Origin of the sequence: Chryseobacterium sp. MEBOG06, from assembly GCF_021869765.1 — a bacterium.
GTDB lineage: Bacteria > Bacteroidota > Bacteroidia > Flavobacteriales > Weeksellaceae > Chryseobacterium.
The window spans coordinates 666,762-681,634 of record NZ_CP084580.1; the positions used below are offsets into that span (position 1 = coordinate 666,762).

Genomic DNA, 14,873 nt, shown 5'->3' on the forward strand with positions numbered 1-14,873 from the left:
CTCTAATTATTTAATCAAATAATCATGCATATACTTAGAACAGACTCCTCACATACAGATTTCCAAAACTTAGTAAAACTTCTTGACAGTATTCTTGCAGAGCATAATGGTGATGAACACGATTTCTTTAATCAGTTTAATACAATAGAGGCTATTAAAAATTGTGTCGTTATATATATTGATACTATTCCTGCTGCTTGTGGGTCGTTCAAGATACTTTCGGAAAATACCGTTGAAATCAAAAGAATGTATACCCAGCCGGAATTCAGGCAGCGGGGACTTGCATCCAAAATTGTAAAGGAATTGGAGAACTGGGCTAGAGAACTGAATTTTCAAAAAGCAGTTCTGGAAACTTCTAAAGATCTTAAAAACGCAATTTCTGTTTATGAGCATAATGGATTTTACAGGATTTCTAATTATGGACCATATATAGGAATAGAGCAGAGTATCTGTTTAGAGAAGATATTATAAGTTTAGCAATAAAAATAATAAATGATGAGCATAACATTGTTCTTTCAGTCTTTTAATTAATATTTATGTAATGGTAAATTCATTTTTTAAAGTTTGTAATTCCCTGTAAAGTGTTATATTGTGACTCCAATCAAAAATTATAAAATATGAAAAAAACTGTATTCCTATTAGTAATATTTTTTGCTTTAAACTCTTGTACCAGGGAAGAACTTCAAAATGAAACTCCGAAAATGGAAATGGCTCAGAAAGATCCGTTGACAGAAAAACAAATCAATGAAAGGATAAATCAGTCCATTAAAACAGACGGAGCGTTCAATTGGAGAAATGAATCTGATCATTTTTTATGGAGTGCTATTTTCCGTGGAAACAAAATGGTATCCATAGGATTTGGCTCCTCTAAGGAAGACTTTGACAGAAGTAAATCTCTTAATAGCAGTGAGATGGAAAAAGAACTTCTTGCTGTTATCAAAAAATATGAAGGAAAAGATGAAAGAGGATTTCTTCTTCTTTCCGATCAATATCTCAATCAGATGGACGTTGTGATTGAAAAAGAAGAAACGATAAGTGCTCTTCGTCAAATGAAAACAATCAGGTATGTGGAGCCGGCAGATTATCACTATTTTGAAATCGAATCCAGATATAATACAACAGCAAAATCTTCAGGCAGCGGCTCTTCCGGATGTGGTTTTTCGTCTGCTACCTTAAGTGCTGTAGATTATACATCCACAACGCCAAGCGCAAAAATTCCATGGGCTTTTGCAAAACATAATATCCCTGATGCCTGGAACTACAGTACAGGAGCTGGAGTAACCATAGGACTTATTGATACAGGGGTTTCTCCAGAGCAGACTCTCCTGGGCGGAAGTTTTAACAATGGTGCTTCTTCAGGAAGAACAATCAGTAAAGTTGGAGTGTACAACTCAGACGGTTCAGCAGATCAGTGCGGACATGGAACCAAAATGGCTTCAGTGATGACAGCTCCGAGAAATAATGCAGGATTACCTGTAGGAGTAGCATACAATGCGAATTTAATTGCTTACAGAGCCGCAGAAAATGTTGTTCTGGAAACTTCCAGCGAACAGACTGCTGTGAAAACCGCCTTTACAGAACTTGGAAACAATACCAGTGTGAAAATCATTTCCATGTCTATGGGACATATTTTTTCAGTAGGAAAAATTGAAGATGGGGTAAAATACGCTTATTCCAAAGGAAAACTTATTTTCTGTGCCGGAGGAACTTCTACTAGCTTTACCAATTTCGTGGGTGTGATTTTCCCTGCATCAATGCCTGAAACACAGGCGGTTACAGGAGTGAAAGAAAATACATCCAATCAGAAATGTGATGTTTGCCATTCCGGAAGCCAGATCGACTTTACTTTCCAGATGGAGAGAGCTTCAGGAAATACAGTTCCAGTTCTGAGTTATTATAACGGACAGGCAGATTATGTAGGGGGTTCTTCAGTGGCAACAGCCGCTACTGCTGGAATTGCTGCCTTAGTATGGGCCAAAAATCCATCGTGGACAAGAGATCAGGTTCTAAATAAAATGAGGCAGTCTGCAACTTATTATCCGACAGTCAATTCAAGTTACGGCTATGGAAACATCAATGTTCTGAAAGCTGTACAATAAAATATAATATAATACAAAAAAGAATAGGTTATCTCAATGAGGGATAACCTATTTTATTTTAAAATTTTAATATATAGTGATTTATGGATCTGTCCCTTTATCCAATCCTTACACTGGTCATACTCAAAGAACCGCCAATAAGCTCATCGTTGAATAAAGTCAAATCTTCAGACTGATCTTTCAACCCTAATGTATAGAGCAGCGGAAGATAATGATCAGGAGTAGGAACGGCATACTGAAGGAAAGTTCCCTGTTTCTGATAATCAATGACATTCTGAAAATTTCCGTCCAGAAGCCAGTTATTTGTTTTCTCACGAGCTTCTATAGCCCAATCCCAGCCGGCTCCCACTGTATTTATATTTTTCCAGTCGATCAGACGGAGATTGTGAACAATATTTCCGCTTCCGATGATCAGAATTCCTTTCTCTCTTAGTTTATTCAGCCTTTTTGCAAGATCATAATGATACTGCGGAGGTTTCGTATAGTCTATGCTAAGCTGAATTACAGGAATATCAGCATTAGGATACATATGTCTGATCACTGACCAGGCACCATGGTCTAATCCCCAACTGTGGTCTTCTTGCACATCTACCGGTAACAGAAGTTCAGCTGTTTCTTTAGCCAGTTCAGGATTTCCAGGAGCAGGATATTGTACATCAAACAGCTCTTTAGGAAAACCGTAAAAATCGTGGATCGTTTTAGGCATATCCATTGCCGTTACAAAAGTTCCCTGGGTATACCAGTGGGCAGAAATACACAGGATAGCATGAGGCTTAGGTATTTCTGTAGCCGCTTTTCGGAAACCCTGTACAAACTGATTTTCTTCAATAGCATTCATTGGTGAGCCATGCCCAAGAAATAAAACAGGCATTCTCTGTGTGTTTCCAAAACTTTCGCTTATACTTTGAAGATCGTTGAGGTTCATAAATATTGAAGATTAATAAAAAATAAAAGGTTCAAGGCTTTTAGACAAATCCCTGAACCTTCCATAATAGGTGTTAAAAAATTATGCCTGTTTTACAAACTGTAATTCACCAGCTACCTTTACGTCATCACTTACCATTACACCTCCCGCTTCAAGAGCTGCATTCCAGTTTAGTCCAAAGTCTTTTCTGCTGATTTTCCCTTCAAAAGAGAAACCTGCTTTTGTATTTCCCCATGGGTCAACGTTGATTCCTCCGAAGTCTACGTCAAGAGTTACAGATTTTGTGATTCCATTAATCGTAAGATTTCCTACAACTGTATCGTTTAACGCCTGAGATTCAAAAGTGATCGTAGGGTGGTTTTCAGCATTGAAGAATTCAGCAGACTTCAAGTGATTATCTCTGTCTGTATTATTTGTGAAAACAGAATCTGTCTCAATAGTTGCTGTTGTTTTGGCATTGGCAAAAGTATCATCTTCAGCTTCAATTTCTGCATTGAAAGTTCTGAAGCTTCCTTTTACGTTAGAGATCATCATGTGTTTTACTTTGAAAGTAATTTCACTATGCGTTGGGTCTAGGTTCCATTTTGTAGCCATTGTATTTTGTATTTTTTGTTTGTTATTAATAATGCAAATTTAGGATAGACTATCTATACAAGTCATTGATATAGGATAAGAAATGAAATTAAGTTTAAAATTGAAAGTTCAGAATTGAAAATGATCAATCTCTTCCCAGAATCATTTAATTTTATCCATTATCCATTATCCATTATCCATTATCCATTATCCATTATCCATTATCCATTATCCATTATCCATTATCCATTATCCATTATCCATTATCCATTTTCAACCTTCAATTTTCCATTTTCAACTTAAAAATACTTAGTATTAAGGTAAGAATAATTTTCATCAATTCATGATTTTCATTTTATGAATGTTTTAATTTAACATTTCTTAACGGGTGATTTTTATTTCTTATTTTTGAGGGATTCAATTTTATACAATGAAATTACATAAGTTTTCTTTATTGATGCTGGTTGTAGGCAGTTCAGCATTTGCCCAGAGCCAGAAATTTACGATGGCGGAAGCTGTAAATGGAATGAGAACCAATCTTGCAGTGAAAAATATTTCACAATTTTCATGGTCTGCAGATGGAAAATCATATATCCAGGCAGTAAAAGGAGGTTATCTGATCACAGATCTGAAAACCAATAAACAAGATACATTGATATCCCTGACTCAATTGAACAGACAGTTTTCGAATGACAAACTGAAAGCTGTTCCGCCAATCAGGTTTACAAGCACTTCCAACGGTTACTTTACTACGGCAGGTAAAATGTCCTGGATAGAAAAATCAGGAAACGGCTGGAAAGTAAAAAATTCGGCAAACGTAGATCAGGATGCTGCCAATGTAAAAATGTTCGGGGACGGACAGACGTTTGCTTTTACGGCAAAGAATAATTTATTTGTGAATAAAAATGGTAAAACCATTGCTGTAACAAATGAAGCCAATGAAAATATCATCAGCGGACAGGCTGTTCACAGAAACGAATTTGGTATTGACACAGGAATCTTCCCTGCTCCTAATTCTGAAAGTGTAGCTTTCTATAGAATGGATCAGAGTATGGTAGCAGATTACCCGATCATTGACTGGTCTGTGACTCCTGCCGTTAATCATAATATTAAATACCCGATGGCAGGCCAGGCTTCTCATCAGGTAACTTTAGGTGTTTTCAATATTAAAACACAATCTACTACTTTCCTGAAAACTGAAGGGGAAAAAGACCAATACCTAACAGCAGTTACCTGGAGTCCGGATTCAAAATATATCTTTGTAGGAGTTTTGAACAGAGGGCAGAATCATATGAAAATGAATCAGTATGATGCAGCCACCGGAGAATTGGTGAAAACTTTATTTGAAGAAACAGACAGTAAATATGTTGAGCCTCAGCATCCGCTTACTTTCTTCCCGAATTCCAATACAGATTTTATCTGGCAGAGCCAGAGAACAGGATACAACCATTTGTTTCACTATAGCCTTGAAAAAGGGCTGATTGCACAGATTACAAAAGGAGATTGGTTGGTAACCGATATTTTAGGATTTAATGAAAAGAAAAAGGAAATCTATTTCACGTCTACAAAGGAAACTCCTTTGGAAAGGCATTTATATAGAATCAACTGGACTAATTTCAAAATGCAGAGACTGGACAGTGCTGAAGGGATGCATATCGGAACTTTAAGCAGTGACGGAAATTATCTGTATGATGCTTATAGCAATGCAAACTCTCCAAGAGTTGGCAATATCATTAATACTGCTAATTTAAAATCTACCAATATCCTTACTTCTGAAAATCCTTTAAAGAATTATCAGAGACCGGAAATTAAAAATATAGAATTAAAAGCTGATGACGGAACGCCTTTATATGGGAAAATCATTCTTCCAACAAATTTTGATCCTAATAAAAAGTATCCTACAATTGTTTATCTGTATAACGGCCCACACTTACAGCTGATTACAAACAGTTTCCCTGCTTCAGGAAATCTGTGGTATGAATACATGGCTCAAAACGGATATATCATTTTCACAATGGATGGAAGAGGTTCTTCTAACCGCGGATTAAAATTCGAGCAGGCAGTATTCAGAAATCTGGGAACTACAGAAATGAACGACCAGATGAAAGGAGTAGATTACTTAAAATCTCTTCCATATGTAGATGCTGAAAAAATGGGAATCCATGGATGGAGCTTTGGAGGATTTATGACAACAAGTTTTATGCTTCGTAAGCCAGATGTATTCAAAGTTGGAGTTGCAGGAGGACCGGTAATCGACTGGAGTATGTATGAAATCATGTATGGAGAAAGATATATGGATACTCCACAGGAAAATCCACAAGGATATGCAGCAGCCAATCTTTTGGATAAAGTTCAGAACCTGAAAGGAAAACTACTGATGATTCATGGGGCGCAGGATGACGTAGTGGTTTGGCAGCATTCTATAAAATTCATCAAATCTGCAGTTGATAATGGTGTTCAGTTGGATTACTTTACTTATCCGGGGCACCCGCATAATGTAATTGGTAAAGACAGAGTTCACTTAATGCAAAAGATTACAGATTATTTTGATCTTTATCTGAAGAAATAATAATAAAAAACCAGTCTAAAATTTTAGACTGGTTTTTTTTAATAATGCTATTGGGAAAACACAAAGGCGTAAATTTATTGAATACCTCATGTTGTAAGACAGAAAGATTTTTTCTGTGATAAAATTGTATACCTCTAATACCATATGAATGAAGTATTGCTGAAAATCTTCGGCATCTTACTGCGGTATGAAAATGAAGAATTCTTATACTTGTGCGTTTTTCCAACAAGAACCCCATTAGTTTCCGTGGGTACTTCCGTTCTTAACAAACATCAATGCTTTTGATTTTTCATAGTGGTATCTTTGTATATCTAAAATCAACAATATGGAATTAGGAATAGGAATGTTCGGAGATCTGGCTTTTGACCAGTCAACCGGTAAATATAGAGAGGCAGGAACTAAAATCCGTGAAATACTGGATCAGGTGAAGCTGATGGATGAGGTGGGAATTGATGTATTTGCGATGGGAGAACACCACCGCCCGGATTACGCAGTTTCCTCTCCGGAAATGGTTCTGGCAGCAGCAGCAAGTATTACTAAAAATATAAAACTGGCGAGCGGAGTAACTGTTTTAAGTTCTTCAGAGCCTGTAAAAGTATATGAAGACTTTTCTACACTGGACTTGATTTCAGACGGAAGAGCAGAAATATTTGTAGGGCGTGGAAGCTTCATAGAATCGTTTCCTTTATATGGTTATTCATTGAATGATTATGAAGAACTTTTTGATGAAAAGCTTGAATTATTATTAAAAATCAACTCTGAAGAAAATGTAACCTGGTCTGGAAAACTTCGCGCTCCGATGCAGAACCAAACAGTTTACCCAAGAGCAAAAAATGATGGGAAACTTTCCATCTGGAGAGCTGTGGGAGGAACTCCTCAGTCCGTTTTAAGTGCTGCCCAGTTAGGAATGCCTTTAGTAGTCGCTATTATTGGCGGAATGCCTGCCCAATTCAGAAATCTGATTGAATTTTATAAGCAGGAATATCAAAAAGCAGGGCATGATGTCTCCAAAATGCAGATTGCCGTTCATTCGCATACTTTTGTAAGTGATGATCAGAATGTTGTAGATGGGTATTTCCATAATTATAAATCACAGATGGATAGGATAGGAGCTTCCAGAGGCTGGGCTCCTTATACCAAAGCGCAGTATGAAGGCGGAAGAAGTAAAGACGGAGCTTTATTTATAGGAAGCCCCGCAGAAGTTGCTGATAAAATTGCTTACATGAAAGAACTTTTCGGGATTACAAGGTTTATCGGGCATATGGATGTAGGAGATCCTGCTCATGATGTGATGATGAAATCTATTGAGTTATTTGGAAAAGAAGTAAAACCCGTTGTCGGGAGTTTATAAAAATGAAACCGCTGTTGATATATTCAACAGCGGTTTTTTATAAGTGGTCACAAAAATTTATAGGGTCTGATAAAAGACAATCGCAATCTGAGGATGAAATGGAAACATAAAGGTCTCAAAACCATTTTCCTGATCTGTTTCATTACTCAAGAGGTATTTATTGTCAATAATATCAATAAGCAGAAGTTCCGGAGTAAAAAAAGTAAGACCCACTTTATGTTTGGAAGCATCTTCCATATGGGAAGAAACCAAATCTAATGTGAAACTGTCAACCGGAAAGAATGTATTTCCCAAAACATCCGGAAGACTTCTGATAACACCTCCTAATTGGGTAACATAATTACCTGCAGCACTGCTTAATAGAAAAGGAATTTGTTTCGCATTCGGATTATTTTGCAGTAACTCCCAATAGTTCTTCACCGGATTTTCTTTATCATCAAAAACCTGATGCTGAATTTTATATTCAAAATAGGTATCCTCAAAAATATACCGGTCCCAAGCCATTTCAGAAGACTGATCAATCACAATACGAAAGGCAAGTTTTACTTTTTTCATAGCTTAAAAAGATAAAGGTGTTCTTCAACCGATCTCGGCTCTTTCCAATCAGTTTAGATTTCCATAAAAATGACAAGAGCATCTTCACTCAAAGCCTCAAATTCCAGCTCCTGAATTTGCCAGAGTAAAATGGCATCCCGGTTTTCCAGCAATCTGTTTTGAAATTCGAAAGCTCCATTCACTACAATTCCGAAAATAGATTTTTCTGAATCTTTCAAAGCATAGAATCCTTCAGCACGACCGTTGTAAAGACCAATGAAATTAGGAAATGGTAAGGTTGCTGAAATTCTGAAAAAATTGTTTTCTAAGGCAAAATCAAGCTCCTTTTTGGAAAAGGATAGAATATTTTCCTGCTTTTCAAACTCAAAGATCAAAAGATCCGTTTTGTCATGATAAACCAGGTTTTTAATAACAATTTCTTTTCCTGCTTCACTGTTGAAAGTAAGAGACTTTCCGGCAGAGATACTCTCATAAAAATCGCTGATAATTATTTCTCCGTAAAGGGGAAGAATAAGAATAGTTCTCTCACCTTCAAAATTAAGCCTTAATTCTCCTCCAATATTCAAAACCGCTTCTTTTACACTGAGTAAAGCGTTAATTTTTTCTTCATTCTTGAAAATTTCAGTCATTGTATACTGTTCGGTTTCATTCCAAACTCTGAAATCGTTCTTTAAAATCTTTGACGGGGTTTGAACCAACATATTCTTTTGAACTTAATAGTTCCACCAAGCACAGACCGGTACATTGCTTTTGATTTTACACTTCGGGTATATATGAATTATCATGATGCCTGTGCTTTTTGTGGAAATGGGTAAAACACTAAGATTAAAAAAAATCCTCCTGGGTTTTAGCCAGAAACTTTTATAGTATGGGTAAGGGCGAAACCTCCGCTTACACTTCCTGAAATAACGGACATTTCGTTGGAGGTTCCATCACTGAAAACATTGTCATTCGCATTGTATGTATAACCGTTCATTCCTTTGTAGCCGGTACTTGCTGCAACCTGAACTACAGCACTGTTACTTCCTTCAGGAAAAGCAATCTGCGTAACCAGCAGTGACTGCCCTGCTGAATTATAAATATGAACATGGATATGGGTAGCTCTTCCATTATACCAACCCGGAAAAATTGAAGTAAATTTCACCTGCCCGTTAGCATCTGTGGTTTGTCTTCCTCTTAAAAAATGAACCGCTGTGTAGTTGGTAGACTGCATTCCTGATCCTCCGTATTCAGAATAATTTCCATCTTTGTCACAATGCCAGAGATCTACAAAAGCACCCTGCAAAACAGCACAGTCTGTATTCACATTCTGGACTGTAATGGTGATGGAAAAAGGTATTCCGGTTCTGTCATTCACAATATTACTTTGAACTAAGGTTGAGGGTGATTTTGTAGGAAAAGGCCCTTCAGTTTCGCTATTGGTGACAGAACATCCTGTGGATGCTGATCCCGAAGAAGTATTGGAAGATGAATCTGTTGTATCATCACTTCCGCAATGGATTAAAAGAGGAGCGGCAACGGCAGTTACCCCTGCTAAACCCAGGCTTTTCAGAAAGCCCTTTCTATTCATTGTTTTCATAATACAGGGTTTTTAAGGTTAATACTTTAAAAGACAATGAGTATAAGTTCTTCATCCTCTTGAATTTCTTATCCAAAAATATTCTCAAAAAATGATACAGTAAAATTTATGAGGTAAACAAATAAAATGTGTCGGTAAATGAGTGTTTTTTAGGAGACGTTAAGAATTGCAGATGCAGATATTCTGAGATTTGAGGAACATAATTCTGCATCAAAAAAGATTATCTGTTTACCAGTTTTATCACCATCTCTTTATAGGTTTCTCCGATAGGAATAATAAAGTTTTCGATGTGAATATTGCGATTGACAATTGTTTTGATGTTTTTTACTGGAACAATATAAGAACGATGAACCCTCACGAAGTCTTTTTCAGAAAGTTTCTCCAGAATATTTTTCATAGAAGAACGTGCAGTTATTACAGAATGATCAGTTAAGTGGATTTGGATATAATCATCCAGTCCTTCAATCAAAAGAATATCGTCAAAGTTGATTTTATGAAGCTTGTAATCAGCGCGGATAGAAAGATGCCTTACATCGTCAGCTTCAGTATTCATTTTCACTTTTTCAACAGCGGCTTTGAATCGGTCAAAAGAAAACGGTTTCAGGAGATAATCAACAGCATTGATATTAAAAGCATCCACCGCATATTCCGAATAAGCAGTAGTGAAAATGACCTTTGTATTTTGGGAGATACTTTTATAAAAATCCATCCCGTTTTTGGAAGGCATTTCTATATCTAAAAAAATGAGGTCTACAGGAAATTTGTTGAGGTACCTTTGAGCATCAATTTGCGTATTGAAAATTTTTTCGAGAGAAAGATTTTCAATTTTTTCAGCATAATTCTCAATGATTTTTAAGGCGAGAATTTCATCGTCAAGAGCAATAGCTTTGATCATTGTCAGAGTAAATTAATTTTTAAATCAACTTCAAATGTTTTTCCGTTGTTATGGCTATTTAATGTATATTTTCCGGAATAGGCATGATTTAAATGCTCGATTGTATTTTTCATTCCAATTTTCAAACTGTTTTCATCACTAATATTCCGGTTTACAATATTATTAAAAACATTAAAATTCAATACTCCGTCCTTAATAATGACGTTTACAGATATTTTTGAGTTTTCTTCAGCATTGAAACCATATTTAAAGGCATTTTCAATAAAATTAACCAATATAAAAGGTGCAATTTGCTCATCTTTTATGATTCCGGTTTCAGTATAAGAAAAATCAAGGCTGCTGTCTGTTCTTACCAGCTGAAGAGCAATATAATCTTTTAAATATTCAATCTCCTTGCTGAGTCCTACAAAATCTTTACTGCTTTCCTGTACAACGTAACGCATTACATTAGAAAGTTTTAAAATTCCATTGGGAGCATCATCTGATTTCAGAAGGGCAAGTGAGTAAATGGAGTTTAAGATATTAAATAAAAAGTGAGGCTGTAACTGATATTTTAAACTTAATAATTCTGCTTTCGCCTTGGAGCGTTCCAGTTCTTTTTTCTCAATATTTTTAAAAATGTAAAGAGAAGATAAGAATGAGAACAGAAAAGGAAGAAGAGAAGAAAAGATCATCTGGCTGTAGGGATTGTGATTTCTGTACCCGGTATTTTCAGCAGGAAATTGTCCTTCCCTTGGTGGAAGCGGTATATTTTCCGGGGAACCCATAGAATGTGGTTTCATCTGCATCTGAAGATGATGGGCAGACATTCCGTTTTCTGAAGTAAGATAATTGGGAATGAAAACCATGATCCCAAAACAGATCAGAAGACAAATGATAAACAGAAAGTATTTTTTCTTACTGTAAAGTTTGGGCAGAAATAAGTTCAGGTTTAAGTAAAAAAAGAGAACAACAAACACAAAGCGGATAAATTCCCTCTGAAACGGAGAAACCCTGAAAACCGATAATGTGCCGTCAAAATCTGGAGAGGAAACAATAGGAATGGTTAAGAGTAAAAGAATAAGGATAATATGGGGAGCAATTTTTTTCACGCAGTATAATCATTTAAAAATCAATTATCTCTTATAAGCCAGAAAATGAATGATAGTTCTTTCTAATTTCAAATGTAATAAAACGAGATGTAATTCTGGTCAACAATTTTCTTTCAAAAACAGAAAACAAAAAAAAAGTACACTTAAGTCTTTACATTCCCTTAAGTGTACTTTATAGATGTTAATTAATAACTTTATGTTAGATAATCTCAATCAGGCTGCCTCTTTCCTCATCTTTTACAATATTGAGGGCCGTAGGAATTTTCTCTTTAAGTTCTTCTACATGAGAAATAATTCCTACAATTCTGTTTTCCTTCATCAGATTGGTCAGCGTTTCAAATACGATATTGACTGACTCTGTATCCTGAGTTCCGAAACCTTCATCAATAAAAAAGAAATTCTTATCAGCCTGTGCATTGGCCTGCACACTTTCTGCTAATGCCAGAGCAAGGCTCAGTGATACCTGAAAGGCCTGGCCGCCGGAAAGTGTTTTTACACTTCTGCTTTTACCTTCGTTGAGGTAATCAACAATCTCAAAGTCATTATTTTCATTAAGCTGGAGGCTCAGCTGGTTTCTCGTCATTCTGTGAAAGCGCACATTGGCGTGATCACAAAGCTGCCTTAAGTAAATAGAAGAAACATATTGTACAAAACCGGCTCCTTTAAAAAGATTTATCATCAGTTTTAAATTTTCCGAACGTTTCTGAAGCTTTACAAGATCTTTAAGAAGCTGTTCTTTTTTTATATATTCCTTTTCCAGCCGGTCTATTTCTGCATTCTTTGTGACCACAGAATCACTGATCTGTTTGTGTTCTGACTGCGCTTCGCCAAACTGCTTCTCAGTCTGGGAAAACTGTTCATTATCAAATGAAAGATCTTTCAGCTTTGATTTCAGTTCTTCAATAAATTTCTTTAAAGTTTCAAATTCAATTCTGAAATTTTGAATTTCAGTTCTGGCCGTCTGAACATTGATCTCTTGGAGTAAAATGTTTTCAACTTCTTTAAAATCAGTGAAACTCTGTTCCGAAAGCGTTTTTAACAAGCTGTTTTCATTATCTGAAATTTCTTTTTCAAGAGCTGCAATTTGTTTTTCAGATTGGCTGACGATACCTTTTTGTTCTGCCAGTTGTGGAGAAAGTATTTTTTCCTGCTGTAATGCCTTTTGGTAATTTTCTTCCGTTTCTTTGTTGGATAGCAAGAGCTTTTGATAAGCTTCTTCAACCTCTGCCACCGTTTTTTGACTATATAGATTCCAGTCCAGTATTTTTAGACTGGATTTACTGATATTGATCTGCTCCTGCTTAGAAATTTCTTTTTGTCTGAAATCGTCCAGTGCTGTTTTATATTTTTCCAGAAGTTGAGTTTCTTTTTCAAGAGTTTTACGTTCCAAAGCTATATTTCGGTCAATTTCTTCTATTTTTTTCTCTAAAGCAAAAGAGTCAGAACGTTTTTTTTCAAATTCATCTTCCTCCTCGGGAGAAAACTGTTTCCAGCTAAAATGTTGAATATGATTTTCAAGATCTTTTTCAATCTGAAGTAAAGTTTTCTGCTCTGAAAGAAGCTGTTCTTCAAATATTTTTTTGCGATCCAGAATTTTTTCAATGTCAGATTCCTGTTTTTGAATCTTGACAATCTCCTGATCAATGGTGGTTATTTTCTCCTGAGTTTCCTGCAGTTCAGCATTCACATCATGAAATTCCACAATATGCGGATGTTCTCTGGAACCACAAAGAGGGCAATCCTCACCATGATGAAGTTCACTGGCAAAACGGGAGAGTTCTTTTTGAATTTTGAGATGATCCAGTTTCTGAGAAAATTCTTTTTTTCTGTTTTCTAACGTTTCTTTTTGTGTGTTGAAAGCTTCTTTAAAGTTTTCATGATAAAAATAAAGCTTTAATTCCTCAGTTATTCCTTCAATATGTTTCTGATGTTTTCCAATTTTTTCCAGCTGTTCTTCCTTCGCCTTTTTGATATTCTTTTTCTGAATAAACCAATTTCCAACCTCAGAAAGTAATGCCGAATCCAGCTTTTGTTCCTTTAAACTTTTAACGCCAGTAGAAAATTCGTCAATCTTTTTTTGAATCTCCTCTCTGTTGAGGTCCACCTCTTTTACCTTTTCAGAACCCTTTTGAGTTCTTTCATTCAGAACTTTTATTTCACCGGAAAATGTAAGAATCTGAATGATAATATGAAGATCATTTTCCTGTATTTTGCTTTGCTCAAGAGCTTTAAACTGTGGTTCAAGAACAGACAGCTTTTCTCTTACAACACTGAAGAGTCTTTCGGTTTCCTGCAGTATTTTTATCTGCTGTTCCCGCTCATTCCGTTGATCTGCAATTTCTTTTGACAGCTTATTTTTCTCAACAATTAAAGGATTGAAAAGTCTGAAGACACGATCATATAATTCAGTTTTGGCTTCCAGATCATCTATTTTAGATTTCTGCTCAGACAGCTTTCCGAATTTTTCCTTGTTCTGCTGTAAACTTTCAAAATCATTTTTTAAGCTTTTCAGGTGCTGATAGATATCGGACATTTTTTCAAGCTTTTCATGAGCTTCAGCAAGTCTTTTTTGTTCCTCTGCTGCAACTTCTTTCTGGGCCTGAATTTTTTCTTCATTGATTTCTTCAAAACCTTTTAACTGGCCTTCCAGCTGATCCAGCTCAGACCTGTTTTTTATATGGAGGGTGGAAACATTAGACTGAAGATCATAACGCTGCAGACTGAAGATTTCCTTCATCATGTTCGTTCTCTCTGCGGCACCCAATTCCAGAAACTCTTTGAACTGTCCCTGTGGAATAATAATGGTTCGTTTAAAATTGGAATAACTTAAACCTATAATAGATTCTGCATTAGAATGATCCAAAGGAATCCATTTACCCTCAATATGCTGATAAAACGTAACCGCATTAGGCTTTACCTCTTCGAATTTTTTTAAATTTCTCCTGAAATCCCTGGTAGCACGGAAGAGTTTATTTTCATAATTGATAAAATCAAACTCTATATAAGAACTGTTCGATTTTAAATTCATCATGTTGTAAGCCCTCTTATCACGCATGTTCAGACGTTCCGTTTCACCATATAAAGCAAATGAAATGGCTTCCAGAACTGATGATTTTCCAGATCCCACCGCACCGAAAATACCAAATAATCCGGCGTCCGTAAGATTTTTAAAATCAATAGTCTGACGTTCCTGGTAGGAGTATAATCCTTCGATAGTTAATTGAACAGGAATCATA

At 36.0% G+C, this 14,873-nt stretch carries 12 protein-coding genes; 4 read left to right on the plus strand and 8 right to left on the minus strand.

The features are described 5' to 3' along the window. Nucleotides 1-24: 24 nt before the first annotated feature. Both LF887_RS03015 and LF887_RS03020 read left to right on the plus strand, forming a co-directional pair. On the plus strand, nt 25-471 hold the full coding sequence (locus LF887_RS03015) for a GNAT family N-acetyltransferase (protein WP_236857342.1): 447 nt from the start codon (nt 25-27) through the stop codon (nt 469-471). A gap of 146 nt (nt 472-617) precedes the next feature. After that, entirely contained in the window at nt 618-2,099 is a 1,482-nt protein-coding gene (locus LF887_RS03020; protein ID WP_236857343.1) for a S8 family peptidase, read from the plus strand. A 97-nt stretch (nt 2,100-2,196) separates the two neighbouring features. Here the strand turns inward: LF887_RS03020 and ygiD are convergent, their stop codons facing one another. Beyond that, the gene (gene ygiD / locus LF887_RS03025; RefSeq protein WP_236857344.1) at nt 2,197-3,024 is read right to left on the minus strand and encodes a 4,5-DOPA dioxygenase extradiol; all 828 of its coding nucleotides are present in this window, start codon (nt 3,022-3,024) and stop codon (nt 2,197-2,199) included. An 81-nt stretch (nt 3,025-3,105) separates the two neighbouring features. Next, entirely contained in the window at nt 3,106-3,618 is a 513-nt protein-coding gene (locus LF887_RS03030; protein ID WP_236857345.1) for a YceI family protein, read from the minus strand. Nucleotides 3,619-4,027: 409 nt separating this feature from the next. Here LF887_RS03030 and LF887_RS03035 point away from each other — a divergent pair, with 409 nt between their 5' ends. Further along, nucleotides 4,028-6,166, plus strand: a complete 2,139-nt coding sequence (locus LF887_RS03035) for a S9 family peptidase (protein ID WP_236857346.1) — start codon at nt 4,028-4,030, stop codon at nt 6,164-6,166. 325 nt (nt 6,167-6,491) lie between these two features. Beyond that, nucleotides 6,492-7,517: an LLM class flavin-dependent oxidoreductase gene (locus LF887_RS03040; RefSeq protein WP_236857347.1), complete on the plus strand. Its 1,026-nt coding sequence runs from the start codon at nt 6,492-6,494 to the stop codon at nt 7,515-7,517. Nucleotides 7,518-7,574: 57 nt separating this feature from the next. Here LF887_RS03040 and LF887_RS03045 read toward each other — a convergent pair whose 3' ends face one another. The 6 genes from LF887_RS03045 to LF887_RS03070 all read right to left on the minus strand — a co-directional run bounded on the left by LF887_RS03045 (nt 7,575) and on the right by LF887_RS03070 (nt 14,872). Beyond that, nucleotides 7,575-8,072: a hypothetical protein gene (locus LF887_RS03045; RefSeq protein ID WP_236857348.1), complete on the minus strand. Its 498-nt coding sequence runs from the start codon at nt 8,070-8,072 to the stop codon at nt 7,575-7,577. A 53-nt stretch (nt 8,073-8,125) separates the two neighbouring features. Beyond that, nucleotides 8,126-8,773 carry a hypothetical protein gene (locus LF887_RS03050; protein ID WP_236857350.1) on the minus strand — a complete coding sequence of 216 codons (648 nt, stop codon included), beginning with the start codon at nt 8,771-8,773 and terminating at the stop codon, nt 8,126-8,128. Nucleotides 8,774-8,919: 146 nt separating this feature from the next. Further along, a complete protein-coding gene (locus tag LF887_RS03055; RefSeq protein WP_236857352.1) occupies nt 8,920-9,651 on the minus strand; it encodes an intradiol ring-cleavage dioxygenase in 732 nt (243 codons plus the stop codon). A 220-nt stretch (nt 9,652-9,871) separates the two neighbouring features. After that, on the minus strand, nt 9,872-10,546 hold the full coding sequence (locus tag LF887_RS03060; protein ID WP_236857353.1) for a LytR/AlgR family response regulator transcription factor: 675 nt from the start codon (nt 10,544-10,546) through the stop codon (nt 9,872-9,874). Between the two features lie 2 nt (nt 10,547-10,548). Continuing rightward, nucleotides 10,549-11,637, minus strand: a complete 1,089-nt coding sequence (locus LF887_RS03065; RefSeq protein WP_236857354.1) for a sensor histidine kinase — start codon at nt 11,635-11,637, stop codon at nt 10,549-10,551. Nucleotides 11,638-11,836: 199 nt separating this feature from the next. Further along, nucleotides 11,837-14,872 (minus strand): SbcC/MukB-like Walker B domain-containing protein, encoded by a 3,036-nt coding sequence (locus tag LF887_RS03070; RefSeq protein WP_236857355.1) that lies wholly within the window; start codon nt 14,870-14,872, stop codon nt 11,837-11,839. Nucleotide 14,873 lies beyond the last annotated feature (1 nt).

What these genes read in the sequence shown, in the direction of transcription:
- LF887_RS03030 (WP_236857345.1), bottom strand. Translation starts at nt 3,618, where the DNA reads ATGGCTACAAAATGGAACCTAGACCCAACGCATAGTGAAATTACTTTC.
- LF887_RS03070 (WP_236857355.1), bottom strand. Translation starts at nt 14,872, where the DNA reads ATGATTCCTGTTCAATTAACTATCGAAGGATTATACTCCTACCAGGAA.
- LF887_RS03035 (WP_236857346.1), top strand. Translation starts at nt 4,028, where the DNA reads ATGAAATTACATAAGTTTTCTTTATTGATGCTGGTTGTAGGCAGTTCA.
- LF887_RS03060 (WP_236857353.1), bottom strand. Translation starts at nt 10,546, where the DNA reads ATGATCAAAGCTATTGCTCTTGACGATGAAATTCTCGCCTTAAAAATC.
- ygiD (WP_236857344.1), bottom strand. Translation starts at nt 3,024, where the DNA reads ATGAACCTCAACGATCTTCAAAGTATAAGCGAAAGTTTTGGAAACACA.
- LF887_RS03015 (WP_236857342.1), top strand. Translation starts at nt 25, where the DNA reads ATGCATATACTTAGAACAGACTCCTCACATACAGATTTCCAAAACTTA.
- LF887_RS03050 (WP_236857350.1), bottom strand. Translation starts at nt 8,773, where the DNA reads ATGTTGGTTCAAACCCCGTCAAAGATTTTAAAGAACGATTTCAGAGTT.
- LF887_RS03045 (WP_236857348.1), bottom strand. Translation starts at nt 8,072, where the DNA reads ATGAAAAAAGTAAAACTTGCCTTTCGTATTGTGATTGATCAGTCTTCT.
- LF887_RS03020 (WP_236857343.1), top strand. Translation starts at nt 618, where the DNA reads ATGAAAAAAACTGTATTCCTATTAGTAATATTTTTTGCTTTAAACTCT.
- LF887_RS03055 (WP_236857352.1), bottom strand. Translation starts at nt 9,651, where the DNA reads ATGAAAACAATGAATAGAAAGGGCTTTCTGAAAAGCCTGGGTTTAGCA.
- LF887_RS03040 (WP_236857347.1), top strand. Translation starts at nt 6,492, where the DNA reads ATGGAATTAGGAATAGGAATGTTCGGAGATCTGGCTTTTGACCAGTCA.